Raw genomic sequence first — 26,369 nt, 5'->3', positions numbered from 1 at the left:
CCCGGGAGCCGAGTGGTTAGGCTCGGTCGATGTGAGCAGGCTCCAGGTGGTCAGCGGCAAGGGCGGCACCGGCAAGACCACGGTCGCCGCGGCACTCGCGCTTGCCCTCGCGCGCGAGGGCAGACGGACTCTTCTGGTGGAGGTCGAGGGCAGGCAGGGGCTCGCGCAGCTCTTCGGCGCCGAGGCGCTCCCCTACGAGGAGCGGAAGATCGCGGTGGCGCCCGGCGGGGGCGAGGTCTTCGCGCTCGCCATCGACGCCGAACGGGCGCTGCTGGACTACCTCCAGATGTTCTACAAGCTCGGCTCCGCCGGACGCGCGCTGAAGAAGCTCGGCGCCATCGACTTCGCGACGACCATCGCCCCGGGCCTGCGCGACGTGCTGCTGACCGGCAAGGCGTGCGAGGCGGTGCGCCGCAAGGACAAGGCCGGACAGTACGTCTACGACCACGTGGTCATGGACGCGCCGCCGACCGGGCGGATCACCCGGTTCCTGAACGTCAACGACGAGGTGGCGGGCCTGGCCCGGTTCGGCCCGATCCACAACCAGGCGCAGGCCGTCATGAAGGTCCTCAAGTCGCCCGAGACGGCGGTGCACCTGGTCACCCTCCTGGAGGAGATGCCCGTCCAGGAGACCGCGGACGGCATCGCGGAACTGCGCGAGGCGGGGCTGCCCGTCGGCCGGGTCGTGGTGAACATGGTCCGCCCGCACCACCTCGACGAGGACACCCTGCGCACCGCCGCCGAGGACCACCGCGCCGGCGTCGCGAAGGCGCTGTCCCGGGCGGGCCTGGGCGGTGCGCGCCGCGGCGGGCTGGCCGAGCGGCTCGTCGAACCGCTGCTCGCGCAGGCCGCCGAGCACGCGGGCCGGGTGGAGCTGGAGCGCGCGCAGCGCTCCGTACTGGCGGGCCTGGACCTGCCGACGTACGAACTGCCCCTGCTCGGCGCGGGGATGGATCTGGCCGGGCTGTACGAGCTGGCCAAGGAACTTCGCAAGCAGTCGGTGGCCGAATGAGCGAGGGGGTGGAGACGGTGGGCCTGGACACTCCGCCGCGGCTGGCGGTCGACCGGCTGCTGGACGACCGGGAGACCCGCATCATCGTGTGCTGCGGGGCGGGCGGCGTCGGCAAGACCACGACGGCCGCGGCACTGGGCGTACGGGCGGCCGGGCGCGGGCGGAAGGCGGTCGTGCTGACCATCGACCCGGCGCGGCGGCTCGCGCAGTCGATGGGGATCGACTCGCTGGACAACACCCCGCGCAGGGTCGAAGTCGCCGGGGAGGACGGCGGCGAACTGCACGCCATGATGCTGGACATGAAGCGGACCTTCGACGAGATCGTCGAAGCGCACGCGGACGCCGAACGTGCGCGTGCCATCCTCGCCAACCCCTTCTACCAGTCGCTGTCGGCGGGCTTCGCGGGCACGCAGGAGTACATGGCGATGGAGAAGCTCGGGCAGCTGCGGGCCCGGGACGACTGGGACCTGATCATCGTGGACACCCCGCCGAGCCGGTCGGCGCTGGACTTCCTGGACGCGCCGAAGCGCCTGGGGTCCTTCCTGGACGGGAAGTTCATCCGGGTGCTGATGGCTCCGGCGAAGGTGGGCGGCCGGGCCGGGATGAAGTTCCTGAACGTCGGCATGTCGATGATGACCGGCACCCTCAGCAAGCTGATGGGCGCCTCGCTGCTGAAGGACGTGCAGACCTTCGTGGCGGCGATGGACACGATGTTCGGCGGCTTCCGCACACGCGCCGACGCGACCTTCCGGCTGCTCCAGGCGCCCGGTACGGCCTTCCTCGTGGTGGCGGCGCCCGAACCGGACGCCCTGCGCGAGGCGGCGTACTTCGTGGAGCGGCTGGCCGAGGAGCGCATGCCGCTGGCCGGCCTGGTGCTCAACCGCGTGCACGCGAGCGGCGCCGACCAGCTGTCCGCCGAACGGGCGTTGGCCGCCGCAGAGAATCTTGAAGAAGGCGGCATTGTCGATCAGGAGTCCGGGAAAGCTGGACTTCGTGACACGGCCGCCGAACCCCCCGGCGCCGATGACGACACCACGGCCGTCGACCGGATCACGGCAGGACTGCTGCGCCTGCACGCCGAACGGATGCAGGTGATCGCGCGTGAGCAGCGCACGCGTGATCGCTTCACCTCGCTTCACCCCGAGGTGGCGGTGACCGAAGTGGCCGCCCTGCCCGGCGATGTGCACGACCTCGCCGGGCTGCGGGCCATCGGAGAACGACTCGCGGCCGGGGTGCCGGCCGGAGCGTAGGCGTTCGTACGAAGGCGGTGGCCGCGTGTGCTACCCGGCTGCCGCGTACGTCTCGTACGGAACGTCGATCTCCGCGTCTGCATCCATGGTGAGGATGCCCGTGCTGCGCTCGTACTCCGTACGGGCGGTTTCGAGCAGCCGTCGCCACGAGGTGACGGTGGGACGCCGGCGCAGCAGCGCACGTCGTTCCCGCTCGGTCATTCCGCCCCACACGCCGAACTCGACGCGATTGTCGAGCGCATCGGCCAGGCATTCGGTCCGCACCGGACATCCGGTGCACACCGCCTTGGCCCTGTTCTGTGCCGCTCCTTGAACGAACAGTTCATCCGGATCGGTAGTGCGGCAGGCTGCCTGCGCACTCCAGTCGGTAACCCAGCCCATCCCGGCGCCGTCCTCTCCCGAATCGAGGCTCCCCCACGGCGGTAGCGGCATATTCACCGCTGCCAGTTGAGGACGTTACGGAAGGCGGGCACAGTGCAACACCCCCGACGGGCCCAATCTTGAATGGTCCGAACGGACTATGGGTAAGCGGCAGATCACCCGACGGAGTGATCCGGCGACATGCCCGGCCATTCCGACGATTCGGGTGCAATCGGCGGATCGGCTGCACCGGTTCGGCAAGATTCGGACATCAGTCCACCCCATTCGGGAAGGGTGAAAATCAAGCCGAGGGGTTGATGTCGCACCGGACTGCTGTGACAGTTGGGGTCAGCTTAGGCCAAGGCATTCGCGTGTGTCCGGCGAATCAGAACGTAGGCTGCCCTCCATGGGAAAGAAGCGCTCGGGCGGCGGGCTCACCGGGAGCCAGCAGGCCGCCAAGTTCCTCGGGGTGTCCGTTCTCTCCGGCGTCGTGCTGGCGGGCATGGCGATTCCGGCTGCAGGAGCCCTGGGACTGGCCGCCAAGGGCACGGTCGAGGGATTCGACGAGATCCCGGCCAATCTCAAGACACCGCCGCTGAGCCAGCGGACCACGATTCTCGACGCCGAGGGTGGCCTGATCGCCACCGTCTATTCGCGCGACCGGCAGGTGGTCCCGCTCACGTCGATCTCCCCGTACATGCAGAAGGCCATCGTCGCCATCGAGGACTCTCGTTTCTACGAGCACGGCGCGGTCGACCTCAAGGGCATCCTGCGCGCGGTCAACCGCAACGCGCAGGAGGGCGGCGCGGCGCAGGGCGCGTCCACGCTCACCCAGCAGTACGTGAAGAACGTGTTCGTCGAAGAGGCCGGCGACGACGAGACCAAGGTGCGCGAGGCCCAGGAGAAGAGCCTCGGCCGCAAGATCCGCGAGCTGAAGTACTCGATCCAGGTCGAGGAGGAGCTCGGGAAGAAGAAGATCCTCGAGAACTACCTCAACATCACCTACTTCGGCCAGCAGGCCTACGGGATCGAGTCCGCGGCCCAGCGCTACTTCAGCAAGCCCGCCAAGGACCTGACCCTGGAGGAGTCCGCACTCCTGGCGGGCGTCGTGCAGTCACCGAGCCGCTACGACCCGGTCAACGACGCGCAGGAGGCCATGAAGCGCCGCAACATCGTCCTCCAGCGCATGGCCGACACCAAGGACGTCTCCCAGGCGGAGGCGGACGCGGCGAAGGCGAAGCCGGTCACCCTCAAGGTCACCAGGCCCAAGAACGGCTGCATCACGGCGGTCAAGGGCGCGGGCTTCTTCTGCGACTACGTGCGCAACACCTTCCTGACCGACCCGGTCTTCGGCAAGACGCGCGAGGAGCGGGCGAAGGTCTGGAACAAGGGCGGCCTGACCGTCCGTACGACCCTGGACCCGCAGTCGCAGGACGCGGCCAACGAGTCGATCAAGGACCACGTCTACCAGGAGGACTCCATCGCGACGGCTGTGACCATGGTCCAGCCGGGCACCGGACGGGTCCTGGCGATGGGCCAGTCCAAGCCGTACGGCTTCGGCAAGAACGAGACGCAGATCAACTACTCCGTGGACAAGCGGATGGGCGGCTCGAACTTCGGCTTCCAGGTCGGTTCGACCTTCAAGCCGTTCATCGCCGCCGCCGCCCTGGAGCGGGGGATGCCGCCGACGAAGGTCTACGGGGCCCCGAACAAGCTCGACTACCCGAGCCCGATCTCCCGCTGCGACGGCTCGCAGTACATCAACACCCAGAAGGAATCCGCGGAGAACGAGACCGAGGACGAGATCGGCCCGTACGCGCTGCGTACGGCGATGGAGAAGTCGATCAACACCTACTTCGTCGAGATGATCGGCGAGATCGGCCTGTGCCCGGTGTCGGAGATGGCGGCCAAGCTGGGTGTGGTTCCGGCGAGCGGCGCGAAGCTCGCCGACGGCCCCGCCATCGCGCTCGGCTCGGAGGAGATGTCCCCGCTGACGATGGCCAACGCGTACGCGGCCTTCGCCAACCGCGGCGTCTTCTGCACCCCGGTCGCCATCGAGTCCATCACCGACGCGCACGGCAAGGCGCTCGCGGTGCCCAAGAGCAAGTGCGAGCGGGCGATGTCGCAGAACACCGCCGACACCATCAACACCCTGCTGAGCGGCGTGGTCGACTCCGGCACCGGTGAGCGGGCCGGCCTGACCGACCGCGACAGCGCGGGCAAGACCGGTACGACGGACTCCCGCTACAACGCCTGGTTCGTGGGCTACACCCCGAACGTCTCCGGCGCGGTGTGGGTCGGCTCCGGCGGCGCCAAGAAGATCACGATGGAGAACATCGTGATCGGCGGCAGGTCCTACGCCAAGGTCTTCGGCGGCGGCCTGCCCGGCCCGATCTGGAAGGACGCGATCACCGGCGCGCTGGCCGGCCGCGAGGCCCTGCGCTTCACCACGGTCCACATCGCGGAACCGAACGTCCCCTCCGGCGGTCCCCGCGGCAACAAGCCGTCCACCAGCCCGAGCCGCCCCGGCAAGCCCGGCGGCGACAGCAAGCCCGGCGGACGGCCCGGCGGCCAGAGCACGGGCCAGACCGGCGGCCCCGGCGGAGGCGCCACGGGCGGCGGGGCCGACCAGCCGGACAACCCCTTCCCCGGCATCACGATCGACCCGGGCACGGTGATCGGCGGCCGCGACGGCCAGTAGCCGTCGCGGCCGGTACGCGGACACGACACGAGGGAGGGCCCCGGCCGATACGGCCGGGGCCCTCCCTCTCTGTCTGCCCGTACCTCTGCCGCGCGGCCTGTTACGCGAGCGCCTTCTTCACGGCGGCGGCGACACGCCCGCCCTCCGCCAGGCCCGAGACCTTCGGGTTCACGATCTTCATGACGGCGCCCATGGCCCGCGGCCCCTCGGCACCCGCCGACCGGGCCTCCTCCACAGCCTCCGCCACGATCCCGGCGAGCTCCTCGTCGGAGAGCTGCTTGGGCAGGTAGGTGTCCAGGAACTCGCCCTCGGCGCTCTCCCGCGCGGCCTGCTCGGGACGACCACCCTGCGCGAAGGCATCCGCGGCCTCGCGGCGCTTCTTCGCCTCCTTGGCGATCACCTTGAGGACTTCCTCGTCGGAGAGCACACGGGCTTCCTTGCCCGCGACCTCCTCCTTGGTGATGGCGGCAAGGGTCAGGCGCAGCGTGGACGAGTGCAGCTCGTCGCGCGCCTTGATGGCGGTGGTGAGGTCTTCCTGGAGCTTGGCCTTGAGCGTGGTCATGCAGGTGAGTGTGCCAGGTGCGGGGACGGTGGCGCTCACCTGTTTTCCGGTCTGCGACGATGGGTCCATGCGTGCGCGTTACGGAGTACCACTGAAAGCGGCTGCCGGAATCGCTGCGGTGGGGGCCGCAGGTGTGGCCTACGCCGCCGGTTTCGAGGCACGGTCCTTCCGGCTGCGCCGGGTCACGGTGCCGGTGCTTCCCCGGGGGATGCGCCCACTGCGCGTACTCCAGGTCTCGGACATCCACATGGTCGGCGGGCAGCGCAAGAAGCGCGCCTGGCTGCAGTCGCTGGCGGGCCTGCGTCCCGACCTCGTCGTCAACACCGGCGACAACCTCTCCGACACCGAGGGCGTCCCCGAGGTCCTCGACGCCCTCGGCCCGCTGATGTCCTTCCCCGGCGTGTACGTCTTCGGGTCGAACGACTACTACGGGCCGCGGCTGCGCAACCCGGGGCGCTACCTGGTCGAGAAGGTCCAGGGCCGGCACGGGCTGAACGGCAACAAGCCGGTCGTCGGCGCCGTGCACAACCCGTGGGAGGAGATGCGGGACGCCTTCGACGCCGCGGGCTGGCTCAACCTCACCAACACCCGGGCGCGGATGAAGCTGGAAGGGCTGGAGCTGGCCTTCACCGGCCTCGACGACCCGCACATCAAGCGGGACCGCTACGGATGCGTCGCCGGCGGGCCGGAGGCGGACGCGGACTTCTCCCTGGCCGTGGTGCACGCCCCGTACCTGCGGGTCCTCGAATCCTTCACCGCCGACCGGTACCCGCTGATCCTCGCGGGCCACACCCACGGCGGCCAGCTGTGCATCCCCTTCTACGGGGCTCTGGTCACCAACTGCGACCTGGACACCAAGCGGGTGAAGGGGCTGTCCACGCACGAGGCGGCGGGCCACCGCTCCTACCTGCACGTCTCGGCCGGCTGCGGCACCAACCGCTTCACCCCGGTCCGCTTCGCGTGCCCGCCGGAGGCCACGCTCCTGACGCTGACCCCGAAGGAGTAGGGCCCCACCGCCCGCTCCGCGAAAACCGGATTTCGTCTCCGGCGAGAGGTCCGCTAAAGTAATCGATGTCGCCAGGACAGCAACACTTCAGGGCGACGATCGGGGTGTAGCGCAGCTTGGCAGCGCGCTTCGTTCGGGACGAAGAGGTCGTGGGTTCAAATCCCGCCACCCCGACTTCGTAAGACCAGGTCAGGGGCCTGATCCACTCAGTGGATCAGGCCCCTGTTTGGCGTTTGCCCCTGCCTTGGGAGCCAACGGGGAGCCGGCTTCGAAAGTGGCTCCCCGTCGGCTCCCAAGCCCTTCCGCGATCTACCACAACGAACTGACCCGGGGAGCGACCCGCACGTAGGCTCGGGGCGGCCGACGTGAGAGCGCCTGGCCTACACATCGGGGCAGGGGGACAGCGTGGATCATCTCTTCACCGTCGACGGCTACTCGGCCACGCCGGTCTCACCGACCACGCTGGCGACGGAAGGCCTCCTCGAACGGCAGCACCTCCAGGAGTGGGTGATCGCGCACCCTCAGGTCCTCGGCGAATCGGTGCTCGTGATCACCTCCGAGTTCGATCGGTGGGCCGACACGGACGGGGTGCCGGCGCGCGACCGCTTGGACGTCCTGGGCCTGGATGCCACCGGGCGCCTCGTGGTGGTCGAGCTGAAACGGGGCATCGCCGACCGCGACGTCCACCTCCAGGCGATCACCTACGCCGCCCTGGTGTCCCGGTTCGACCTCGACACGCTGGCCCAGGCGCACCGCGAATTCCGGAAGGGGCGGGGCGAAAACCTCGAACTCGACACGTGCCGCCAGCGCCTCCTCGACCACGTGGACGGGGACTGGAGCCCTGAACTGCTCCAGCGTCCCAGGCAGGTGATCATCGCTGCCGACTTTCCCAAGCAGGTCACCCACACCGTGGTGTGGCTGTCGGAGATGAACCTCGACATCGACCTCATCCAGGTGGGCCTGTGGAAGGTGAAGGACCAGCTCATCGCCGGCTTCACCAAGGTGTATCCCACCCCGGAAGTGGAGGAGTTCACTCTCGCTCCGGCCAGAATCGAGGCCAAGGCCGCGGCCCAGAAGTTGGAGGAACGTTCGCGGGCCCAGAACGCCGTGCACGTCATCGTCGGCGCCGGACTGCTCCCGGATGGGGCCCTGCTCCGGCTGACGCCGAGGCACGGAGTGACCGAAGGCATCCGCGAGGACATCCTGGCCTGGGTCGGTGAGGACCGCAGCCGAGCAAGTGTCACGTGGAGCAACAACACCGCCAAGCCACTTACATGGCAGGCCGACGGCAAGCCGTACACGCCGACCGGACTGGCCAACCACATCTTCACCAGCGTGACCGGCCGCAAGGCCGACGGCATCCAGGGCACCACCTGGTGGGACATCGACACCGCCCACGTCCCGGACACCGTCGACCCTGACGAGTGGAGAGCACTGGCCGCCACCCACCTGGCGGGCCTAGCCAAGCAGCTCAACGGCACCAGCAAGGACTGGACGGGCCTGCACGCCCTCCTGAACGCTGTCCCTGCCGGGCGGTGGACGACCTACGGGGACGTGGCGGCTGTGGTCAACAGCCACGCCGTCCCGGTCGGCACCCACTTGGCCACCTGCGGCCAGTGCCCCAACGCCTGGCGGGTCCTCAACGCAGCGGGCCGCGTCAGCCCCGGATTCCGCTGGACCGACCCCACCCGCACGGACTCACCCGCCGACGTCCTGGCGACCGAGGGCGTCCGCTTCGAAGGAGGCGTCGCCGCCCAGGAGGCGCGTCTCACGTTGCATGAACTTCGGGGCATGGCGGGCGGCTGAGTATGGCCTGCGCCCCGGTGACCACCGGGGCGCACGGCCGAGCAAGCAGCCGTCAAGGTGCTTCGGCAGCACGTTCGTGATCGTCACGATGAGCGTCTGGGCTTTCGGTCCGGAAAAGCGTGCGTGAGCGTGAAGAGAGGTCCCGCAGCAGGTGACCCAAAGAGTTCATCCAGAGTCCGATTCTCATCGAGCGCCGCCAGGGCCCGGCTGTGCAGCGGTTCGGCTACACGATGAAACTGTCCCCGGAACGGGACCGCAGTTGAGACGAGACCCTCGCGGCATGCATGGCCGGGATGGGGGTCGGAGGCGGCCTCACCCCAGCCACTCCTCACGGTGACCCCGGTCACGGGTGACGCGTGACCCGGTCACCGCCGAGCGCGGCGGGTCAGCGGTCGGGTTCGGGCAGGGTTTCGGTGCTGCCGTCGGGATGGATCAGGAGGCGGACCGCACCGCCGTAGCGGTCGTCGGTGATCACTGCGGGGGTCGGGAAGCCGAGCTGCTGGGCACGCTGCTGGAGGATGCCGATGACGACGTCCTGAATGGTGCCGAAGGGCGGGGCCGTCACGGGGACCCCGTCGATCAGGCCCGCGTGATAGGAGAAGACGCGCACTTCCGCGGCCGGAGGAGTGGGTTGCACAGCAACTGCCTTTCAGGAGTTCGGGACGGCTTCGCCTACGGTCGGCGGGTGCGCGGTGTAGGTACCGCGCGAGACCCGTAGCAGTCGGCCCGACTTGACCATGGCGGACAGGGCGTTGCTGACCGACTTGCCCGCGTCCTGGTACGCACCCGGGGGCAGCACCCCGATCACGTCGCGACCGGTGAAGTGGCCCGGGAAGGAGGACACTGCCGTCTCCACGGCGCGGCGCAGGCTGGGGACGCTCCAGGATCCGGACCCGCCCGTCGCGGCGTGGTGCGGGTGATCGTCGCGCTGGATGCCCGCGTGGCCCTCGCCGTGCTCCTGGCGCAGGGCTAGGGGCTGGTAGCGCTCCAGGTGGGAGCCGAGCTCGCGCACCGATTCCAGTACCGCCGCCAGCTTCGGGGCGTGCGGGACGGAGGCCGAGTTCCCGGTGCCGGCTGCGGGGACGAGTACCGCCGTGATGGACTCGACACGGTGCAGCGAGTCCGCCAGGCGGCGCAGCAGGGGCTCGAAGATGTCCTGCCGCATGGCGGCGACAGGGTCACTGGTCGCGAGCTCGATGCTCACGGAACCGGTCAGGCCGCTGTCCGCGATCTCGTAGGCGGCCTCGTCACCGGCTGCCGTGCGCCAGGACTCCAGGCTCAGGCGGGTCTTTCCCAGGGCGGCGAGGAACTCGGGCTCCACCGCAGCGGACGGCGTGAGCGCGAGCATCCCCGCCAGCTGCTCGGCGACCTTGAGCATGAGGAGCGTGGCGCGCGCCAGCGGACCGAGCACGGTCTTCTGTATGGCCAGGGCAGGATCACCGAGCGAGTAGGTGATCCGTTCCCCCGGCAGGGCCGGAGCCGCCATTGTCGAAACCTCGTCTGTGTGGGCGCGCTGTCGTCGATCTGCTGTGAAGTGCTGTGCCGGACCCTGCCGCTGGGCGGGAACCGGCCCCCGGCCGACACCGGACGACCGGCGCGCCCGGTGCGTCTGGAGGGCGCTGAAGGCGTCGAGTACAGCTGCGGCTTCGACTGCTTCACCGAGCCCGCCGGAGGCGGAATCGGCGGCGGGCAGACGTCCCCGGCTGTCACCGATGTGCAGCCACATGCGGATCCAGCGCCGCTCCTGCTCGGTGGTGGCAGCGGCGTAGCCGCCCGGATCGAACCGGACGACGTAGTTCCGCAGGCACTGCGCCCTCAGCGGACAGGAGAAGCAGAGCTCCCGGGCCGCGTGGGTGAGGGCCTGACTCCTGCGCGTCCGGAAGGGTAGTTCCTGGACACCCGCGGGCGGATGCTCAAGGAGCGGCTCCTTGAATATGTCGGGCCGCCGCTGGCAAGGCAGAAGTGTGGTGGTGGCCGGCAGCGTCGCTGCCGGCCGGGTTCTCGGCGCCGTCTTGGCCATCAAAGAGGTCCCCCGATGTTTCCTGTGACCAAAGGGGACTCTAGAACAGGGGAATTGGCAGCGGCAAAGCCGGAACGAACCTTGTTGATCATTTATTACACAAAGGTAGCCCACCTCACCGGCCATCCGTTTCAGCGGCTGCCAGGAGCCTGCGAACCTCCCGGCCCTTCACCGCCCGTTCGCACCGCTTCACGGAGCGGAAAGTTCCGCTACGGAGCGTCAGAACCCCCGCGACACACATGAATCCGAGAGGGACGCCGAAGAGCGGCGCCAGCATGCCCACCCCGGACGCGCAGATGAGCAGTACGTCGGCCAGGACGACGGTGACGCCCCGGCGGCCCCGGGGCTGTTTCAGCATCCAGGCACCCAGGAGCGCCATACCGCCGAGGGCCCAGTAGCCCAAGACCGCCTGGCCGCTGAGGAGTCCACTGGCAGATCCCCGCGCGATGTCGCCCACGGCCGCCAGGTAGCCGGTCATCGCGGCAGTGACGACGGTCGAGGCGAGCCCGAGCAGCAACTGGCCGCGCCGGCGCAGCATCCAGACGGCCACGGCCAGGAACAGCAGCCCGCACACCATGGCGAACGCGCCCTTGCCGGCCGAGGCGAGCGTGAAGAGGGTGTAGGCGCCGGCGATCCCGAGGACGATCCGGCGGAACATCCGCACGGCCCACGCGTCGTCGCGCTCCTGGCGGAGCAGCCGACGGAGGGCTTCGAGGGAGGGGCGAGAGGTCATGCCGGACCGTCCATACCGGTTGCGAGGGGGCGGGGAGCGAGGGGCGGAGCTCCTGGGGCGCCGACAACGGAGGCCGGACCGGAACGCTTGGGCCGCGTGATGGTCTGCGGCTGCTGGAAACCCATCTGCCACAGCGGGGCGGCCGGTCCCTTCGGCGCGGCCTGCTGCTCGACAGCCTGGGCCGGGGCCGGGGACTGTTCCTGCGCCTGCGCGACGCCCACCAGGAGGCTGTCGATCTTCGCCTTGCGGGCCTCGGGGGTTTCGGCCGCGAAGCCCTGCGGGTCGATGTAGTGGGGGAGGTCTTTGTTGTCGAACTGCGCGACGCCCCGCACGGTGTTCGTACCGGCTTCCGTACGGGTGACCTCCGGCCACGACCGGGGCGCCTCGTAGACGAAGTGGATGTTCTCCAGACCGACGTTCTCGTTCCCGCGGAGCGTGCCGAGTTCCTGCTGATGAAGGATCGACCGGGTGTCCGCGGTCTGCCCGAACACAAACACCCGGCCATCGGCCAGCCCGGCGTACGTCTCGGAGATCTTGGCCCAGGTGGCCTTGGCATAGCCCTCAGGGAAGCCCGCCTTCTCACCACCAAGAGCCTCGATGACCTCGTCTTCCCAGAGGAACATGTCGTCGAGTTCCCGGCCACCCCGGGTCGTCTCGAGGGTCTGTGCGGTGCCGGGGGCCCTCTCGTTCTGCTGAGCGGCCCACTCCTCGGCCAAGAAACGCTGCGACAGGAACGGGACACTCCGGTCGTTTTTCGGCGCCTTCGGGTGCTCAATGCCGTATGACCAGAAGGCACTGATGGGCTTCGTCCCGTCGGGTGGCGTGAGCTTCGCCTTGTCCTCGGCAAGCGCGTCGATGTACTGCCTTGCCTTGGACACGCGGGACTTGCCGTCCGCCGCCAGCTTGTCCTCCAGCCCTGCCGCCGTGGCCGCAGCCCTGATGCGCCGCGCTATAGATCGTGCATTGGCCTTGGCATCCAGGGTTGCCTTGTGCCGGGCGTTCGCCCGCAGGAGGGCGCCCTCCTCCACACCCGCCGGTATCGGTTCCGGGCCCACCGTCGTCAGGCCTCCAGAGGACGGGGATAGACCCGAAGGCTCATGTTCACCACGCCGGCATCAGACCCGTCGGCGGTGCCCACAGCCGGTGAGATGCGCAGGCTCACGAGGGTGCCTCCTGGAGCGGCGAGCTCCCAGTAGGCCATGTGATAGGGGTCCTTCTCCTCGATGCGGTCGGCGTCCTGTGGGATCGCGAACTCACCGAGCTCGCGCGGAAAGGCGGTGGAATCCCAGGCGCCTTCCCAGGCCGGTGCGCCGAGTACGGAGGACACGGCGTCTCGGTAGAGGGGCCAGACCCGGTCGGCCTCAGCCAGGACACTCGGGTTGCCCTCCGGGCTGGTCGCCGCCGCGCCCCACACCCAGTGCCGGAGGCTTTGCACGGGTGCCCAGCTACCGCCCATCGCGTTCAACGTCAGGCTGCCACCCGTGGCCGTGCGCACGTTGAGGACGTACTCGAACTGGGTCGGCGTCCAGCCGAACTGGGCGCACCACTCGTCCAGGCCCTGACTGGCCGGGGGCGGGCCGTTCCAGACGGTCTCCCAGTGGACGTCGGTCAGTCCGCGCAGCTCCGTGACGAGTTCCTGCGGGGTGCGGTCCACCGGCGGTTCGAAGGGGGTGCTCATGTCGTGGTCTCTCATTCTCACATCTCGTACGTCACAGCAGCCAGCCTGGGCCGTTGTCCGGGTTCGGGTCGGCCGGCCCGTGGAAGGCGAGGGAGATCGTCCCACCCCCCGCGTACCCGCCGGCCCGGTGGTCCAGATCGAGAACGATCACCGGGGCGAGCGGATTGGCGTACCTCCACTGGGCCATCCGGTACGGGGCACCGCTCTCCAACCCCCGCTCCTCGGCGTCGCCCCACCGGCCAGGGGCCCCCAACGCCGCCGTCATACGGGCGAGGTGGGCCGCGTAGCGGTCGAGGGCGACCGCCAGGACGGCCTCGCCTTCGGACTCCTCGGCCGCAGTGGCCTTCCAGACGGTGTACGACGCCCGGGTCACGGGCCGGCCGGGGCCGGGCGCCGAGGCCAGGTGCAGGCGGCCGCCCTGCGGCGTACGCACCCACAGGCCCGACTGGAGCCATAGCGGCTCCCAGCCGAAGGCCGCGCACCACTCGGCGCGCTCGGCCTCACCGTCCGGTATCCCGGGCCAGACCGCACGCCAGTCCACGCGCAGGAACGCACTCAGTTCGGCGGCGAGCTCCTGCGGCGGGTGGTCGGCGATGACACTTGCCATGTTCGGGCCTTCCTAGCGGGACACCCTGCCGTCGCCCTCTCGTGGCGCGGGCGGCGGAGACGGGTTCGGCGGTGTCGGCGTGCTCTGGAGGTCGGGCGCCGACGGCCGCGGCTGCTGCCGTGCGGGGCCGGGGTCAGGGGCGTTCACCCGACCGCCGGTGGGCCGAGGACCCTGCTGCGGTGCGACGGCAGGGGCTGGTGCCGGGGCTGGGGGTGTCGAGTTCCCCGGGCTGACGCGGCCGCTCTGGCGCGCCGGCTCGGACGACGGCTCCCCGCCCGCCGGGGACGGCTGCGCCCGCCGGTCCAGCACGTTCTGGTACGCGTCCCTCTGGACCTCGTTGGCCTCGTACGCACGCCTGCGCTGGTCACGCCTGGAGTTGCGGACAGGGAGCTTGCCCTCTTTCTGCCACCGGCTGTCGTTCTTCTTGTTGTCGTAGGCCCGCGCGGCGGCCAGCGCGCCCTTTCCGGTGGCCTTCCCCGTCAGCTTCACCGCGCCCCCCGCGACCTTCGCCGTTCCGGCCGCGGTCTTTCCGGCGACACGGCCCGTCTTCTTCGCGACGCCGGCTGCGGCGCCAGGGGCGTACTGGGCCAGCTTGCCGCCCACGGTGTTCGCCATGTCCCCCACGCCCAGGGCGTCCTGCGCCCCGGCGATCTGCGGGCTGAAGTTCCCGGCGAGCAGCTTCTTCAGCATCATCACGACGGCGACCGTGACCAGGAGCAACATCAGCAGCTGCATACCGAGGGAGATCCTGGCGGGCAGGATCATCTGGTAGAGCATCAGGAGCACGGTCAGGATGACGCCGAAGCCCGCCCGCAGGACGAAGCTGTGGATGAAGGTCTGCAGCCAGCCCTTGAGCAGTTTCTGCTGGGACGGATGGATGCCCAGCGTGGCGATCAGCGGCAGCATGATGATCATGATGAGGGTGACCGCGTGCCACAGCAGGGTCAGCGCGCTGAGCACGATCACCATGATGCCGACGATCAGCGCGGCCACGAGGGAGTAGAAGGCGAGCCCGATCCGGTTTCCGGCGTCGCGACCCGCCCATTCGTTGTAGGCGACCGGGTACACGCGCTTCTTCGGGTCTTCCGTCTCCTGGTTGGAGCCCTTGCCGCCCGCCATGTCCTGACGGACCCCGTACCAGTCCTCCTTGTACTTCTTCTCCGTGCTCACGTCCTTGGCGACATCGAAGTTGGTCATGGACTGCGAAACCATCTGACGGACACGCAGGTCCTCACAGCGGGCACTACCCGGTTTTCCCCAGGTGCAACTCTTGGTGACGCTGTCTCCCGGATGGCACACACCGTTGGCCACCTTGCCGCCTTCGTTCCGCTTGAAGATGCAGTTCGTGCCGCTCGCGCCGAACTGCCCCAGCGCCCAGGGCCGGAAAGCCAGCGTGTCGTACATGGCGCAGCTCGACTGCCGCAGACCGCGGTTGGGCGCGTTCGCGGGAAGGTCGCAAGGAGGCTGCATCTCGTCCGAGATGCCGCCCAGCACCGCTGCGCTGAGAAGGCTGTTGGCCTCGGCGATACCCGCGTCTGCCGTATTGATGACCTTGTGGAAGTTGCCGCCGGTCAGGAGCGCCACGACGGCGACCGTGGTCAGTGCGGCCCAGCCGACGCCGGACCAGGCTTCACGCATCTCGCCCTTGCGCCACTTCGTGAAGACCCAGAAGCCGGTGAGGGCGATCATGACTGGGACGGCGGGGACGAAGACCTTCGTCTTCAGCGTTTCGACGACGTTGTCCCGGCCGGTGTACAGCCCGCTGAGGGGGCTGGGGTTGGAGGCGAACTCCTTGATGGATATGGATACGCGCGTCAGGATCTTGGTGCCGTCGAAGACCATGTTGGCGATGCCGTTGTTGACATAGTCCATGACCTTGCAGTTGTCGGCGCCGCTGGCGTCCCAACGGGAATCGGTCTGGGAGGCGTCTCCGATGTCCCTCTGCGTGCCGGTCCAGTTCATGCCGCGCATGGCGTTGATCTCGTACATGGTGTACTGGTCCGCGCCGTTGGGCATGTTCACCGCCCCGGTGATCATGCCGGTGGTGTCGTTGAGGTTCTTGGCCCGCTGAGCCTCGCTCTCCCACTGGTTGACGGCGGGGAAGACGGACTCGCCGTTGGCCCCCGGTGAGTCCAGTTCGTAGGAGTCGTCGCCGGTGAAACTGCAGGAGAAGTCCGCGGACGCGGTGCCGGGTGTCGCCAGGGTCAGCGCGATCAGCGCGAGGATCACGAACGCCCCGGCCCTGGCTGCCCGCCCGACCCCCTTCAGCCGGTCACTGAGCGACGGGGGGGCATCGGCGGTTCGGCGTGGTGTGGTGCTGGGGCGCACGAACATCGGCTTCCTTCAAAGGTTCCGCATCGGACAAGGGGCAGTGGCCGGCGCGCGGACTATCCGGGGATGTAGTCGGTCACAACGCAGCCCTTGACCAGGGGTTCGTCCTTCTTGTAGCCGCTGGGGATGTCCTTCGTGTGCTGGGGATTGCAGCTCATGAGGGCGAACTTGGCCGCCATGAGCCCCCGAACCGTGTCGTCGCCCTTGGAGACGAGCGCGATGTTCTGGCCGATCAGGTAGGACGAGTCGAAGTCCTCGTCGGTCTCCTGCGCCTTCTTGTTCGCTTCCTGGAACTTCTTCATGTCGGACAGCAGCAGCAGGTAGATGCTCTTGCCGTTTCGGTCCTTGCAGCGTGCGCTCTCCTTGATGGCGAAGGCCGGGTCGTCGACCATCTTCGCGGTGTCCTTGTCGAGGTGCTTCGGGCCGCCTTCCAGCTCGCGACAGGTGCCGTTGGCGTTGATCAGCTTCTCGACGGCAGCCATGTTGTCCGCCTTGGGCAGGCCGAGGGCGGCCAGCGGCCCGCTGTTTCCCTCTCCACCGCAACCGGTCAGTGCCGTCAGCGCGACGGCCGCGGTCATTGCGGTGAGGGTCCTGGACAGGCGCATGGTGTGTCTCCCTGGGTTATGCGTTCGGATGGGTCTTGGTGCGAGGCACCGCTATCGGGCGGCCTCGGCCTCGGCCGCCCGCTCCTCGCGGGCGGCCTCCTGCATGAAGGTCCAGTCCCACACGCTGAGGGGCGGGTCGGTGGCCTGGCGGCCCGGACGGGTGGTGCCGTTGGTGTCCGTGGCGGCGAGGATCTCCTGGAAGACGAGGTCCACCGCGACCGTGCCGACCCTCTTGTCGACGTCCCGCTGCAGGCAGACACCCGTTCGCAGCTCCTGAAGGGAGTTGGACACCTTGGTGTCGCTCTCGGGCCGGCCGAGCAGCGGCGCCACCAGCGAGGCCTCCTGGGCGGACTTCTGCTTGAACGCGAAGACGGTGTGGATCTGGTTGGCACCACCGCTGCGCGCCTCGGAGTCCTCGATCTGCACGAGGTCGATGGCCTGCTGGGTGATCAGGACGATCACCGCCAGGTACGAGCGGCCCTGCTTGAGCGCGCGCCGCATCAGGTCGCGGCCGCTCTCGGTCGCGGTGACGACATACGCCTCGTCGACGAACAGCGCCTTGGGCCGCAGCCCGACCTCGCCGGTCACGGGGTTCTTCTCGTAGCCCACGTCGAGCATCTGGCTGCCCAGTTCCACGACCGCCATGAGGGCGGTGGCGGCCAACCGCTCGGCGGGGTTCCAGCTGCGCGGGTCGGAGGAGGCCGGCGTCTGGAAACCGCGCAGGGTGATGACCGTACGGCGCTTGCGCATGGCGGACAGGGTCTGCGGGTTCTCGGAGAAGGCGAGGCGTGCGTACGGCAGGGTGCGCAGCTCGGTGAGCAGCATCTGGGCGAGCTTGAGGTCCTTGACGGCCTCGCGGTCTCCGGAGGCCACCGCTTCGTCGTACGCCCGGATGACCTCGTCGACCACCTGCCACAGCGTCGGCCTGGGCACCTGGCGCTCGGCGTCGCGGGCGCTCAGGCCCTGCTCGGTGGCCTGCCTGATCGCCGAGTTGTACCAGCCGACCACGGTGGCCATCGCCTCGATGACGGGAAGGCGCACCCGCTGGTAGTCCTCGTCCCCGAGGAAGCCCCTCAGCATGGTCTCGGCGAGCAGCCGGCCGGAGGGGACGTCGCGGGCGACCACCCAGGGGTCGAGCACGCCGGCCTGGCCCTTGAGGAGGTCGACGACCTCGGTCTCGGCCCAGAACTCGGGATTGACCGGCTGGAAGCGGCTCTGCGCGGTCCCGAGGAGGCCCGCCTCGGCATCGAGGGGGAACTCGGGATCGTTCACCTGGGACCCGAAGGCCAGGTAGTAGCAGAGCTGGGCGAAGTCGGTTTTGGGGTCGATGACGAGGCAGCGCACACCCGCCTCCGACTCCTCGTAGAACTTCTGCAGGGCCAGCGAGGACTTGCCGCCGCCCGATGCTCCGACGATGGCGACGCCACCGCCGTCGTTGCGCGCCGGGCCGACGTGCAGGGAGTAGTGGACCGGGGTCTTGCCCGCCCAGCCGACGAGGTTGCCGACCCAGCCGAGCTGCTTGCCGGAGCGGCGCTCGGGGTTGTCGCCGAGCTCGGTGCCCGCGGTGGGCAGCCCGGCACCGAGCTGCTCGACCTCCTGGAGGCGCAGGTACGGCGCGATGGGCAGCTTGGGCGCGTCACCCGGCAGTTGCGACTGCAGCAGCCGCCACTGCTGGCGGCTCGGACGCAGCAGGGTGACCTTCAGGTCCTGCTTGAACTGCATCTCCAGGACGCGGCGGCGGCGCTCCAGCTCGGCGAGGTCGGGGGCCGAGACGGTGAAGCGGATCTGCGCCTCCATGCCCGGCATCTTGTGCTCCTCCACGTCGTCGAGGAGGTTCTGCGCACGGGTGACCTGCGCGGCCAGCTGGGTGCCGGGGGCACGTCCCGAGTTGGCCATGTCGTTCATCTCGTCGACGAGGTTGCCGCTGATCTTCTTCGCCCGGTCCTGGAACTTCAGGTACGGGATGAGGGAGAACCGCATGTCGATCTCCACGGGGAAGTCGACATGCTGCGCCGCGTAGCGCGCCCACGCGGTGGACTGCCGGAAACGGGTCTCGGTGGGCCAGCTCGCGGCGACGAGCGTCGTCGTGTAGCTGGTGTGCCGCTCACCGGTCATCTCGTCGTACTGGTGCAGCACGATGTGCGTCTTGTGGTTCTCGCCGGAGAAGTCGACCACCAGGTCGAACTGGTCGGGCCCCCAGGAACGGCTGCCGAGCACCGGCTCGGCGGGAACCGGCAGGTCGCCGTGGAGCGGCTTGCGGATCAGCCAGACCAGTTCCTCGCGGCTCAGCGGGGAACCGCCGAGACCGTCGAGGCTCTCGTGCACCTCGCGGGCGACCTGGGTCCACCGGGCCAGGAGCTCCGGCGACAGGTGCTCGTCGTGCACGCCTGTGGCACCGGCGGCCGCCGTGTCGGCGGCACCGCGTACCGATTGGGTCAGACCGGCCTCCTCGACCGGGTCGTCGCCGCCGGGGAGCACGCCGCTCTCACCGCCGGACTTCCGTTTCATCGACCCGAGCTTGACGAGCAGGATGTTGCGTTCGCGCAGCGCGCCGATGCGCTCCTGGTACTCGGCCTTGCGGAAGTTGTACGCCTTGTAGTTCTCCGTCGGGTCCCAGGCCACGGCGTTGAGCTGCTCGGCCCAGTCCTGGGCGGTGATCGGCCGGTACACCTTGCGGTAGTGGCACTCGACGTTGCGGTCACCGCGGGCGAGGTTCAGCAGCGCGCGGGCCGGGGCCTCGGCCATGGCCTGGAGCTCGACGGCGTTGAGGTATTCGTCGATGGCCGTGGGCAGGGCGATGCCCGTCCAGACGGAGTCCCCGTGGACGAAGATCAGGTCGTCGGCGTACCGGTAGGGCAGCCGCATCTCCTCGCGCCGCTTGGCCGGCGCCTGGCTCCGTGGGGAGCCGCCGTTCCTGGAGCCGGCGTTCTTGGCACCGGCATTCTTCTTGGAGGAAGTGGACGCGAGGAGCATGGCGACGAGGAAGAAGGCGACCGCCCCGCCAAAAATGATCAGCATGAACATGGACGAGTCATCCTGCAGTCTCGGAGTGTGCGGTCTCGGCGGGCGCGTTCGGTGAGGACGTGCTCGGAGACGGGGACGGGGCGGAGGCGGCGTACGAGGAGCCGTCCCGGGCCGCCGTCGCGAGTGCCGCGTCGTAGCGCCTGTGCCAGCGGCGCGCCTGCGGCTGCCAGAGGATGACCTGCCAGTGCAGCTCCTCCGGTTCGCGGTCCGCGGCCAGGCCCTGGAGCCGTTTGGGCTGCACCCAGTAGTCGGCCCACACCACCACTTGCTGGCTGAGGGTGAGGGCCGAGGGCAGCGGTCGGCCCCAGACGAAGTAGACGCCGACCGGCGGCCCGAGGTACAGGACCGACGTGATGAGCGAAAGCCCCAGGAAGGGCACGAAGGCCGACACCGAGAGCAGGACCACGATCCACAGCACGCCGAAAGCGAAAGCGGCACCCAGGGCGGGCAGGAGCAGACCGGGCAGCGGAATGTTGCCCCAGTTCCAGATGCGCTTGGGACGGTTCAGCAGGTCCGTGTGGTCGTAAGCGACCATGGTCGCCGGTGCATCCGGCGCTTCCTGTGTCATCAGTCGGTCCCCCTCTCTGGCCTGGTTGCGTGCCGCTGGGCGTGGGCGCGGGCGCCGGCGTGGTCGCGGGCGTGGATGTGGTCGCGGGCGCGGTCGTGGGCGGCGCGTCCACGGCGGCGGGCCACGTCCCTTGCGGCGCGGCCGGGACCCGGGATCAGCCCTTGCCGCCGATCTGCTCGCCGAGGCTGATGAGCATTCCGGCGAGGCCGGCGGCGCCACCGATGATGAAGGCGGCCAGCGCGATCATGCCGAAGCCCTGGAAGGCCTCGCGCATGCCTTCGCCGCGCTTCATCGACAGCAGCATCCGGATGCCGAGGATGAGGAGGGCGCAGGAGGCGATCGTGATGCCCAGGCCGCCCAGGATGTCCTGGATCTTGCCAAACATGCTGTCGAGGGTCGTTGCTGCCAGGATCACGCGGTGTCCTTCGGTGTGAGGGATACGGATGGGTGGTGCGTCGCGCAGGGCAGCCGGTACGCCGCCGTGCACGACGCCGACTCAGTGGGCCGGCGCGGAAGCAGCCGGCTTGGGCGACGCGGGCGAGGCGGCGCCGGACGGGGCGGCGGCCGCGGCGGCCGGAGCGCTCGCTCCGGAGGCCGGGGCGACGGTCGGGGAGGCGGTCGGGGAGGCCGGGCTCGGCGTGTCCGCCCGTCCACCCGTCGGGTCCATGACACCGCCGTGGATGTCCTTGATGAACCAGCCCTGCGCCGTGTTCACCACGGTGACCCGGTACGAGCGCTTCAGGGCCACTTCCGCCTTCGCGTCATCGGCACCTCCACCGCCCCAGACGACCGTCACCCGTGCCGGGACCGCCTGGCCCTGGGCGTATGTGGCCTTCTTGCCGACCTCGGTGCCCTCGGGGGCCAGCGCCTGGACCTCTTGGACCACCGGTGCGGTCAGCGCGCCGGCCAGGCCCGAGACCGCCGCAGGCGTGGCATCAGGGGTGGTGAAGCGGGTCAGGGCGGTGGTGTCTGACGCGGCCCATGCCTTGAAGTAGCCCGCCAGCACCTGGTCTTTGAGCTGCGTGGAGAGTTCCTGGTCGACGACCTCTTCCGACTTCTCCAACGCGGGCGCGGTGTCGCGGACGGGCAGCGGCATCTCGCCGACGTTGCCGACGATCCGCAGCCCCGACGCTCCGGCGAGGTCCTTGACGTACACCGGTACGGAGAGGGTGGTGGTGCGGCCGCCCGTGTAGGTGACCTGGATGTTGAGGTACCGGCCGTTCTTCCCGTACTCGGGGAGCTCTTCGACGGTCCCGTCCCAGTTCGCCTGCTTGACCTGCTGCTTGCCCTTCCCGTTCCAGCCGCAGTCCCGGTCGACGCCCGCCGAGATGTAGCGGGCGAGGGACTCGCGTCGCTTGTCGGTGTTCTCCGGTGCGTACGTCATGCAGAGGGATGCGTACTCCTCGGCGAAGACGGCCGCCGACTGAACGGGGAAGTCGGTGAGGCGGTAGCGGTCCAGGTCCTTGTCGTCCAGGGCTGCGGGCGATACGGAGACGGAGGACCGGCCGATGACCAGGCCCGTGACGCCGCAGGACCCCAGCGCGAAGGCGCAGGTGGTGACCAACAGGGTCGCGCGCAGGGCGACGTGCGTGCTCCGGCCGTTCGAGGGGAGGCGGCCTCCGGGGCGCGGCACGTCGAACCGGGCCTCCGGCCCCTTGACGCCGCTCCGCGCGGGCGCGGGGGCAGCCTGGGCGGCGGACGGGGCCGCACCGGCGGTGGGTGCGGTGGCCTCGGCGGATGTCGCGGGGACGGAAACCTTTCCGCCGCCCTTGCGGCTCGCGCGCGCGGCCTGCTTGCTCTCGTACTCGGCCTTGCGGGCCGCCCTCTTGCGTTCGTACTCGGCCTTGCGCTCGGCCTTCGCCTGCTCCCGCTTTTCCTTCTTCGACTCGCCGGCAGGTCGGTCCGCGCGCGGCGGAAGGCTCGGTACAGCCACCTGCCCCGGCGGAACGTTGGACTGCGGGGCCACGCGCACCCAGGCCGCGGCCACTTGACTGCGGGCGGCCTCCGCAGAGAGCTGGGGCGGGACGGGCTGCTGGGAAGGCCATCCCTCGCCGGCCCCGTCAGCAGAACTGCTGTGGTCCGTCATCGACTCGGTTCTCCCCCCGCGTGTGATCCCCGTCCGCCGGTCGGGCGTGCGGCGGGCCTGGTGAGACCAGGTGCGGTCGGCAGTGTGGCAAATCGAGCCGACATTCCCCTTCCGCTTTTCCTCACGGGGAGAAGTGAGGAAAAAATAAGGAATCCCTGTGGGGAAAACCGCGGGCCGATGGCGAGGCGACCGACCTGCGGCTCCGTCACAATGCCGGGTTGTGCCCGGGTTGCGGGCGCGGAGCCGTCCCCGACCATCCGAAGGACGAGAGTTGAGCGAGCTGAAGGTTCACCCGTGGCAGGACGCGGGCACCGCCGACGAGCCCACCGAAGTGCCGGTCGCGGACGCCGAGCACGCCTGGATCGCCGACTACGAGCCGGGCAACCCCTGGCAGGCGAAGCTCTGCCTGCGCACCGCGCACGGCACGGTCGCGTATCCCCTCACGCCGCACACCATGCCCGACCTGCTGGAGGGCCTGGTGGTCGTCGCCCAGGAGCAGCAGGGGGTGACGGGTGCGGACGCCCTGTACGACCCCGACGCCGAGGGGGCCGAGGACGGCGCACAGCCTGACGGACCGGCGGAGGCAGCGAGCCTGCACAACGGCCGCGCGGCGCGACTGACCGGCTGGGCCGTGGTCCACGAACTGTGGGAGCGGGAGGACCCGAAGGCCCGCCTTGTCATGGGTGCGATCGTCCTCGCCGTGTTCGCGCTCGGGATCTTGCTTTCCTGACGAGATACGGTCAAACGCACCACGGACGAAGGAGACACACATGCTGACGGAATCGACCGGCCGGACACCCCAGGACCTTGCCGCCGAACTGGCGGGCTTCAAGGCCGTCGACGACTGGCCCTCGGTGTGGGCCGGACCGCCGCAGAGCGGATCGGCAGAGTTCGACACGTGGTGTGGGCGGTACGGCTGGGAGCCGCTGACCTTCGATCGGCAGCTGCGCGTCCGGACGCGCAGCGGCGGAAAATGGACGTTCTACGACCGGGTGGGTGGCCTGTGGAGCCCCCTGGCAAGCCTCGTCCACTACACGTGGCAGACAAGGGCTGAGACAGCGGCCGAGAACGGTGCGGTGCTCGACACCGCAGCTGCGAGGTGGCCGGAATTTCTCAGTGCGGCCGCTACGGTGCTCGGCGCTCCGACCTGGACCGGATCCTGGGACTCGGTCGACTTCCCCGATCCGCCCCACCCGTCGTACTGGTCCGACCGGGATGAGCGGATGCTCAACCGTGAGCCCTATCGCTTCGCCTACTGGGCACCGGAGGCGGGTGTTCCGGGACTGCCGTTCATCACGCTGACGCAGTCGGTCACGTTTCCCACGTGGACCGCCGACATGGCGGGTGGCTCGGCCGTCTCGCTCGAAATCCGTCCCCCCGCCGAGTACGCGAAGGCCCGCCGGTGACAGAGGCCCCCCGGTTCACACAGGCCGAGATCAAACGTGCCATCGATCTCGAGGACGCGTACCAGCAAGGCCGTCCTCTCCCCCCGGAGCGGGTCAAGCAGGCCGTGGACCGCCTGTACGGCGAATGGATCGCGGCGGGTGGCGAAAAGAAGTTCGCGGACGTACTGCAATTCGCCACCCACGTCGCGAAGACGGAATCGCCCACCGCCGAGCACCGGGGTGAGACCCGCGCGCTCTGGTCCTTCAAATCCCAGCCGGAGGGTGCCCCGCGCGAGGTGGGGCACCGGTTCCTCGCCCAGGCGTGCGGTGAGAGCCGTGGTTACCAGGTGCTGGAGGACTCTCCGGTGGGCCGGCGGCTGGACTCGTACGAGCTGTGGGACGAGAACGTTCAATCGGCGCTCATCAAGCGGTTCGGTCTGGACGAGGAGTACGTCCAGGAGAGCCCCGCGGAGATCTGGGACGCCGCCTCCGAGTGCTACGCCAAAGCGGCCACCGGGGAGGTCGAGATCTTCGCCGCGGACATCGGCGCCCGTTCGGTACTGGGGCGAATGGAGATGCCCCGGGTCCTCGGCCCCGAGGGCGTGGGCAAGGAGGCCGTGCGCTTTCCGGTCGAGTTCCCCCACCACGCCCACCTGCCGGAGAGCATGTACGCCTTTCTGTCCGAAGACTCCATCCGGTGTCAGCTACGGCTGGAGGACTACAAGGAGGGGACGACGACTCCCGAGCAGTTCGCCGCCAAGCTCGGCGCCATCGATGTCCCCGAGCACCTGAAGCAGGCGCACACCGCAGCGGTCGCGAGGCTGAGTGCGGCCACGAGCTACGAGGAGCTGACCGCGCCCGCGGCGGAGGCCACGGGGTCCGAGATCACCCAGCCTGAGCCCGCTCAGTCCGAGCCGGCCAAGGCCGAACCCGCGCAGTCGGTGCCCACACCGGCTGCGCCTGCGCAACCCGAGCCCAAGGCACCCCCGCTGGGGCACTCCTTCGTGCACGGCGGGGTAGTTCCCAGCCGTGTGGTCGTGCCGCCGCGCCCCCGCCCCGTCGTGGCAGGCACGCACGGCACGATCAACCCGGTGCCCGAGGCCGCCCCCAAGTCCCCTGGGATCGAGCAGTGACCGGTCACGAAGACGTACCGCCCCCCGGCGAGGAGGTCGAGCTCTACTTCTCGGACGTCTTCGCCTTCGTCAAGGAGTTCCTCGCCCCGACGGTGCGTCGCCGGCTGAACGGGTCCTCCGCCACCTGGTGCCCCCGCTGGTGGGAGCACCCCGAGGCCGGCGCGCGGCTGTCCGCGCTGTGGCTGGCCTGGGAGCAACTGCGCCTGGAACCGACGCTCGGCCTGTCGACGTGGTGGCTGCACCACGCCGATCCGCACCTGCGCGTGCTGATGGACACCGACCTCGGCCCGTTCGCAGCCTGTTCGCCCAAGGAGGGCGGGCACACCGCGTATCCCTTCGACGCGCTCCCGCTGGAGGAGTACGACCCCGAGGCTCAGCCCTTGTAGGTGCCCGGTGGGGGCACACTCAGCGGCCCTAACGGCGTCCGCGCCGGCATCTCCCGCGCCCACCAGGCGTTTTCCCCACCCCTCCCCGCCCCTTTCCTCGTCTTTCCCCGCGAGGAAAGCGCACGTCCGGCCGGCCGTCCCGCCACCTACCGTGTCTCGGCGACCTGACTGAGGGAGGGCCGGGACGGTGGATTCTCCTGCCGAAAACAAGCGAAGTGCGGTACTGGCGCTGGCACTACTGGGTGCCCTGCTGGTCGGCAGCCTGGTCGTGCTCATCGTCTTCGACGGCGAGGACGGCGCCGAGGCCGATGCCAAGCCCAACGCGACCACAGCCACACGAGGCGCGGGCACAGGTACGGGTGCAGGTTCCGCCGCCGGGACCGCCGGGGCGCAGTCCGGGGCGGCTTCCGGGGTGCCCCCGATCGTTCAGCCCGACGACCTGGTCGAGGCCCACCGCACGATGGCCGACTACATGGCGGGCCTGAACACCTTCAAGTACACCGACGACACCGCCTCCTGGGCACCGCGCCTGCTGGCCCTCACCGAGGGCGGCGAGACGATGAAGAAACTGACCGTGCTGCCCAGCGACAAGGCCTGGGCCGTGTGCCGGCAGTCCAAGTGCTCCTCCACAGGACAGGCCTTCGTACGCCGGGACGCGCTGATCGCCGACGAACTCACACGCGGCAGCGGCCAGACGATCTCGAGCGTGGTGGAAGTGACCGCGACCCGCTCGAACGACGGCCGCAAGGCCGAGACCGAGACCAACACCTGGCTGGTGAGCGCGCGCAAGAGCGGCGGCAAGTGGCAGGTGAGCGGCTTCGACATCTACGGCCTGGGCAACGTGGGCGCGCCCGAGCCCAAGGGAGGGTGAGGCAGCCGTGGTGGCTCCTGCCGTACTGGCGGCCGCGTCGAAGGCCGCCAAGGTGGCGAAGGCCGCCAAGAGCGCGGCCCAGGTGGCCTCGGGACAGGGCGGCGGAGGCGGAAAGAAGAAGAACAACCGCAAGTGGGTACTGCTCGTCGCCGGCGTCGGCGCGATGCCGACCCTCGGCGTCTTCTTCGTCGTCGTCATCCTGATCAGCGCCATCATCGGCGGCCTGGGCGGTGGTGCCGCCCAGG

Annotated in this window: 24 protein-coding genes, 1 tRNA gene and 2 pseudogenes; 12 read left to right on the top strand and 15 right to left on the bottom strand. The window is 69.6% G+C overall.

Going from position 1 to position 26,369, the window contains the following annotated elements:
* Window positions 1-31 precede the first annotated feature (31 nt).
* Entirely contained in the window at window positions 32-1,012 is a 981-nt protein-coding gene (gene bagA / locus AVW11_RS14720) for an ATPase BagA (RefSeq protein WP_030845718.1), read from the top strand.
* Window positions 1,009-2,262, top strand: coding sequence for an ATPase BagB (gene bagB / locus AVW11_RS14715; RefSeq protein WP_076044204.1), 1,254 nt, complete (start codon window positions 1,009-1,011; stop codon window positions 2,260-2,262). The genes bagA and bagB overlap by 4 nt, the downstream gene beginning before the upstream one ends.
* A gap of 30 nt (window positions 2,263-2,292) precedes the next feature.
* On the opposite strand, the gene AVW11_RS14710 is transcribed toward bagB, so the two are convergent.
* The gene (locus AVW11_RS14710; RefSeq protein WP_030648100.1) at window positions 2,293-2,643 is read right to left on the bottom strand and encodes a WhiB family transcriptional regulator; all 351 of its coding nucleotides are present in this window, start codon (window positions 2,641-2,643) and stop codon (window positions 2,293-2,295) included.
* Between the two features lie 385 nt (window positions 2,644-3,028).
* On the opposite strand from AVW11_RS14710, the gene AVW11_RS14700 reads away from it, so the two are divergent.
* The gene (locus tag AVW11_RS14700) at window positions 3,029-5,323 is read left to right on the top strand and encodes a transglycosylase domain-containing protein (RefSeq protein WP_030845712.1); all 2,295 of its coding nucleotides are present in this window, start codon (window positions 3,029-3,031) and stop codon (window positions 5,321-5,323) included.
* 100 nt (window positions 5,324-5,423) lie between these two features.
* On the opposite strand, the gene AVW11_RS14695 is transcribed toward AVW11_RS14700, so the two are convergent.
* Window positions 5,424-5,885 carry a GatB/YqeY domain-containing protein gene (locus AVW11_RS14695; RefSeq protein ID WP_030845709.1) on the bottom strand — a complete coding sequence of 154 codons (462 nt, stop codon included), beginning with the start codon at window positions 5,883-5,885 and terminating at the stop codon, window positions 5,424-5,426.
* Between the two features lie 67 nt (window positions 5,886-5,952).
* Here AVW11_RS14695 and AVW11_RS14690 point away from each other — a divergent pair, with 67 nt between their 5' ends.
* The 3 genes from AVW11_RS14690 to AVW11_RS14680 all read left to right on the top strand — a co-directional run bounded on the left by AVW11_RS14690 (window position 5,953) and on the right by AVW11_RS14680 (window position 8,697).
* The gene (locus AVW11_RS14690) at window positions 5,953-6,891 is read left to right on the top strand and encodes a metallophosphoesterase (protein ID WP_076044202.1); all 939 of its coding nucleotides are present in this window, start codon (window positions 5,953-5,955) and stop codon (window positions 6,889-6,891) included.
* A gap of 100 nt (window positions 6,892-6,991) precedes the next feature.
* Window positions 6,992-7,065 (top strand) — tRNA-Pro (locus AVW11_RS14685).
* A 231-nt stretch (window positions 7,066-7,296) separates the two neighbouring features.
* The gene (locus tag AVW11_RS14680; RefSeq protein WP_076044201.1) at window positions 7,297-8,697 is read left to right on the top strand and encodes an MGMT family protein; all 1,401 of its coding nucleotides are present in this window, start codon (window positions 7,297-7,299) and stop codon (window positions 8,695-8,697) included.
* A gap of 385 nt (window positions 8,698-9,082) precedes the next feature.
* Here the strand turns inward: AVW11_RS14680 and AVW11_RS14675 are convergent, their stop codons facing one another.
* The 13 genes and pseudogenes from AVW11_RS14675 to AVW11_RS14620 form a co-directional block, all read right to left on the bottom strand.
* Complete coding sequence (locus tag AVW11_RS14675) at window positions 9,083-9,334, bottom strand: hypothetical protein (protein ID WP_076044200.1); 252 nt, start codon at window positions 9,332-9,334, stop codon at window positions 9,083-9,085.
* A 12-nt stretch (window positions 9,335-9,346) separates the two neighbouring features.
* Window positions 9,347-10,183, bottom strand: a complete 837-nt coding sequence (locus AVW11_RS38340; RefSeq protein ID WP_240528180.1) for a hypothetical protein — start codon at window positions 10,181-10,183, stop codon at window positions 9,347-9,349.
* Window positions 10,184-10,444: 261 nt separating this feature from the next.
* Window positions 10,445-10,717 (bottom strand): annotated as a pseudogene (locus tag AVW11_RS39265) (WhiB family transcriptional regulator); the annotation flags it as partial.
* A 115-nt stretch (window positions 10,718-10,832) separates the two neighbouring features.
* Window positions 10,833-11,450, bottom strand: coding sequence for a hypothetical protein (locus AVW11_RS14665; RefSeq protein WP_076044198.1), 618 nt, complete (start codon window positions 11,448-11,450; stop codon window positions 10,833-10,835).
* On the bottom strand, window positions 11,447-12,478 hold the full coding sequence (locus AVW11_RS14660; protein WP_076044197.1) for a hypothetical protein: 1,032 nt from the start codon (window positions 12,476-12,478) through the stop codon (window positions 11,447-11,449). Before AVW11_RS14660 ends, AVW11_RS14665 begins: the two co-directional genes overlap by 4 nt.
* A 32-nt stretch (window positions 12,479-12,510) precedes the next feature.
* Window positions 12,511-13,128, bottom strand: a complete 618-nt coding sequence (locus AVW11_RS14655) for a hypothetical protein (RefSeq protein ID WP_076044196.1) — start codon at window positions 13,126-13,128, stop codon at window positions 12,511-12,513.
* Between the two features lie 31 nt (window positions 13,129-13,159).
* On the bottom strand, window positions 13,160-13,735 hold the full coding sequence (locus AVW11_RS14650) for a hypothetical protein (protein WP_076044195.1): 576 nt from the start codon (window positions 13,733-13,735) through the stop codon (window positions 13,160-13,162).
* A 12-nt stretch (window positions 13,736-13,747) separates the two neighbouring features.
* Window positions 13,748-15,964, bottom strand: coding sequence for a hypothetical protein (locus AVW11_RS14645; protein WP_225884891.1), 2,217 nt, complete (start codon window positions 15,962-15,964; stop codon window positions 13,748-13,750).
* A gap of 158 nt (window positions 15,965-16,122) precedes the next feature.
* Window positions 16,123-16,671 carry a hypothetical protein gene (locus AVW11_RS14640; protein WP_143568842.1) on the bottom strand — a complete coding sequence of 183 codons (549 nt, stop codon included), beginning with the start codon at window positions 16,669-16,671 and terminating at the stop codon, window positions 16,123-16,125.
* A gap of 51 nt (window positions 16,672-16,722) precedes the next feature.
* Window positions 16,723-19,695: an ATP-binding protein gene (locus AVW11_RS14635; protein ID WP_076044192.1), complete on the bottom strand. Its 2,973-nt coding sequence runs from the start codon at window positions 19,693-19,695 to the stop codon at window positions 16,723-16,725.
* 7 nt (window positions 19,696-19,702) lie between these two features.
* On the bottom strand, window positions 19,703-20,263 hold the full coding sequence (locus AVW11_RS14630; protein WP_240528179.1) for a hypothetical protein: 561 nt from the start codon (window positions 20,261-20,263) through the stop codon (window positions 19,703-19,705).
* 154 nt (window positions 20,264-20,417) lie between these two features.
* Window positions 20,418-20,678, bottom strand: a complete 261-nt coding sequence (locus AVW11_RS14625) for a hypothetical protein (protein WP_031147587.1) — start codon at window positions 20,676-20,678, stop codon at window positions 20,418-20,420.
* Window positions 20,679-20,759: 81 nt separating this feature from the next.
* Window positions 20,760-22,196 carry a conjugal transfer protein gene (locus AVW11_RS14620; protein ID WP_076044220.1) on the bottom strand — a complete coding sequence of 479 codons (1,437 nt, stop codon included), beginning with the start codon at window positions 22,194-22,196 and terminating at the stop codon, window positions 20,760-20,762.
* A gap of 424 nt (window positions 22,197-22,620) precedes the next feature.
* Between AVW11_RS14620 and AVW11_RS14615 the strand changes: the two genes are divergently transcribed.
* The 6 genes and pseudogenes from AVW11_RS14615 to AVW11_RS14590 all read left to right on the top strand — a co-directional run.
* On the top strand, window positions 22,621-23,079 hold the full coding sequence (locus AVW11_RS14615; RefSeq protein WP_076044191.1) for a hypothetical protein: 459 nt from the start codon (window positions 22,621-22,623) through the stop codon (window positions 23,077-23,079).
* 40 nt (window positions 23,080-23,119) lie between these two features.
* Entirely contained in the window at window positions 23,120-23,755 is a 636-nt protein-coding gene (locus AVW11_RS14610; RefSeq protein WP_076044190.1) for a hypothetical protein, read from the top strand.
* A complete protein-coding gene (locus AVW11_RS14605; protein ID WP_076044189.1) occupies window positions 23,752-24,867 on the top strand; it encodes a RodZ family helix-turn-helix domain-containing protein in 1,116 nt (371 codons plus the stop codon). The genes AVW11_RS14610 and AVW11_RS14605 overlap by 4 nt, the downstream gene beginning before the upstream one ends.
* Window positions 24,864-25,253, top strand: a complete 390-nt coding sequence (locus tag AVW11_RS14600) for a DUF4913 domain-containing protein (RefSeq protein ID WP_030838700.1) — start codon at window positions 24,864-24,866, stop codon at window positions 25,251-25,253. Before AVW11_RS14605 ends, AVW11_RS14600 begins: the two co-directional genes overlap by 4 nt.
* 187 nt (window positions 25,254-25,440) lie before the next feature.
* Window positions 25,441-26,124, top strand: a complete 684-nt coding sequence (locus AVW11_RS14595) for a hypothetical protein (RefSeq protein ID WP_076044188.1) — start codon at window positions 25,441-25,443, stop codon at window positions 26,122-26,124.
* A gap of 7 nt (window positions 26,125-26,131) precedes the next feature.
* Window positions 26,132-26,369, top strand: a pseudogene (locus AVW11_RS14590) (peptidoglycan DD-metalloendopeptidase family protein); the annotation flags it as partial.

The sequence above is a fragment of the Streptomyces amritsarensis genome (assembly GCF_001953875.1).
Taxonomy (GTDB): domain Bacteria; phylum Actinomycetota; class Actinomycetes; order Streptomycetales; family Streptomycetaceae; genus Streptomyces; species Streptomyces amritsarensis.
This window is presented reverse-complemented; position numbering and strand designations above follow the sequence as displayed.

Bases quoted from the DNA above. Each gene is read 5' to 3' on its own strand.
- AVW11_RS14700 (WP_030845712.1), top strand. From the start codon at position 3,029: ATGGGAAAGAAGCGCTCGGGCGGCGGGCTCACCGGGAGCCAGCAGGCC.
- AVW11_RS14665 (WP_076044198.1), bottom strand. From the start codon at position 11,450: ATGACCTCTCGCCCCTCCCTCGAAGCCCTCCGTCGGCTGCTCCGCCAG.
- AVW11_RS14610 (WP_076044190.1), top strand. From the start codon at position 23,120: ATGCTGACGGAATCGACCGGCCGGACACCCCAGGACCTTGCCGCCGAA.
- AVW11_RS38340 (WP_240528180.1), bottom strand. From the start codon at position 10,183: ATGGCGGCTCCGGCCCTGCCGGGGGAACGGATCACCTACTCGCTCGGT.
- AVW11_RS14640 (WP_143568842.1), bottom strand. From the start codon at position 16,671: ATGCGCCTGTCCAGGACCCTCACCGCAATGACCGCGGCCGTCGCGCTG.
- AVW11_RS14635 (WP_076044192.1), bottom strand. From the start codon at position 19,695: ATGTTCATGCTGATCATTTTTGGCGGGGCGGTCGCCTTCTTCCTCGTC.
- AVW11_RS14710 (WP_030648100.1), bottom strand. From the start codon at position 2,643: ATGGGCTGGGTTACCGACTGGAGTGCGCAGGCAGCCTGCCGCACTACC.
- bagB (WP_076044204.1), top strand. From the start codon at position 1,009: ATGAGCGAGGGGGTGGAGACGGTGGGCCTGGACACTCCGCCGCGGCTG.
- AVW11_RS14655 (WP_076044196.1), bottom strand. From the start codon at position 13,128: ATGAGCACCCCCTTCGAACCGCCGGTGGACCGCACCCCGCAGGAACTC.
- AVW11_RS14695 (WP_030845709.1), bottom strand. From the start codon at position 5,885: ATGACCACGCTCAAGGCCAAGCTCCAGGAAGACCTCACCACCGCCATC.
- AVW11_RS14690 (WP_076044202.1), top strand. From the start codon at position 5,953: ATGCGTGCGCGTTACGGAGTACCACTGAAAGCGGCTGCCGGAATCGCT.
- AVW11_RS14630 (WP_240528179.1), bottom strand. From the start codon at position 20,263: ATGACACAGGAAGCGCCGGATGCACCGGCGACCATGGTCGCTTACGAC.
- AVW11_RS14650 (WP_076044195.1), bottom strand. From the start codon at position 13,735: ATGGCAAGTGTCATCGCCGACCACCCGCCGCAGGAGCTCGCCGCCGAA.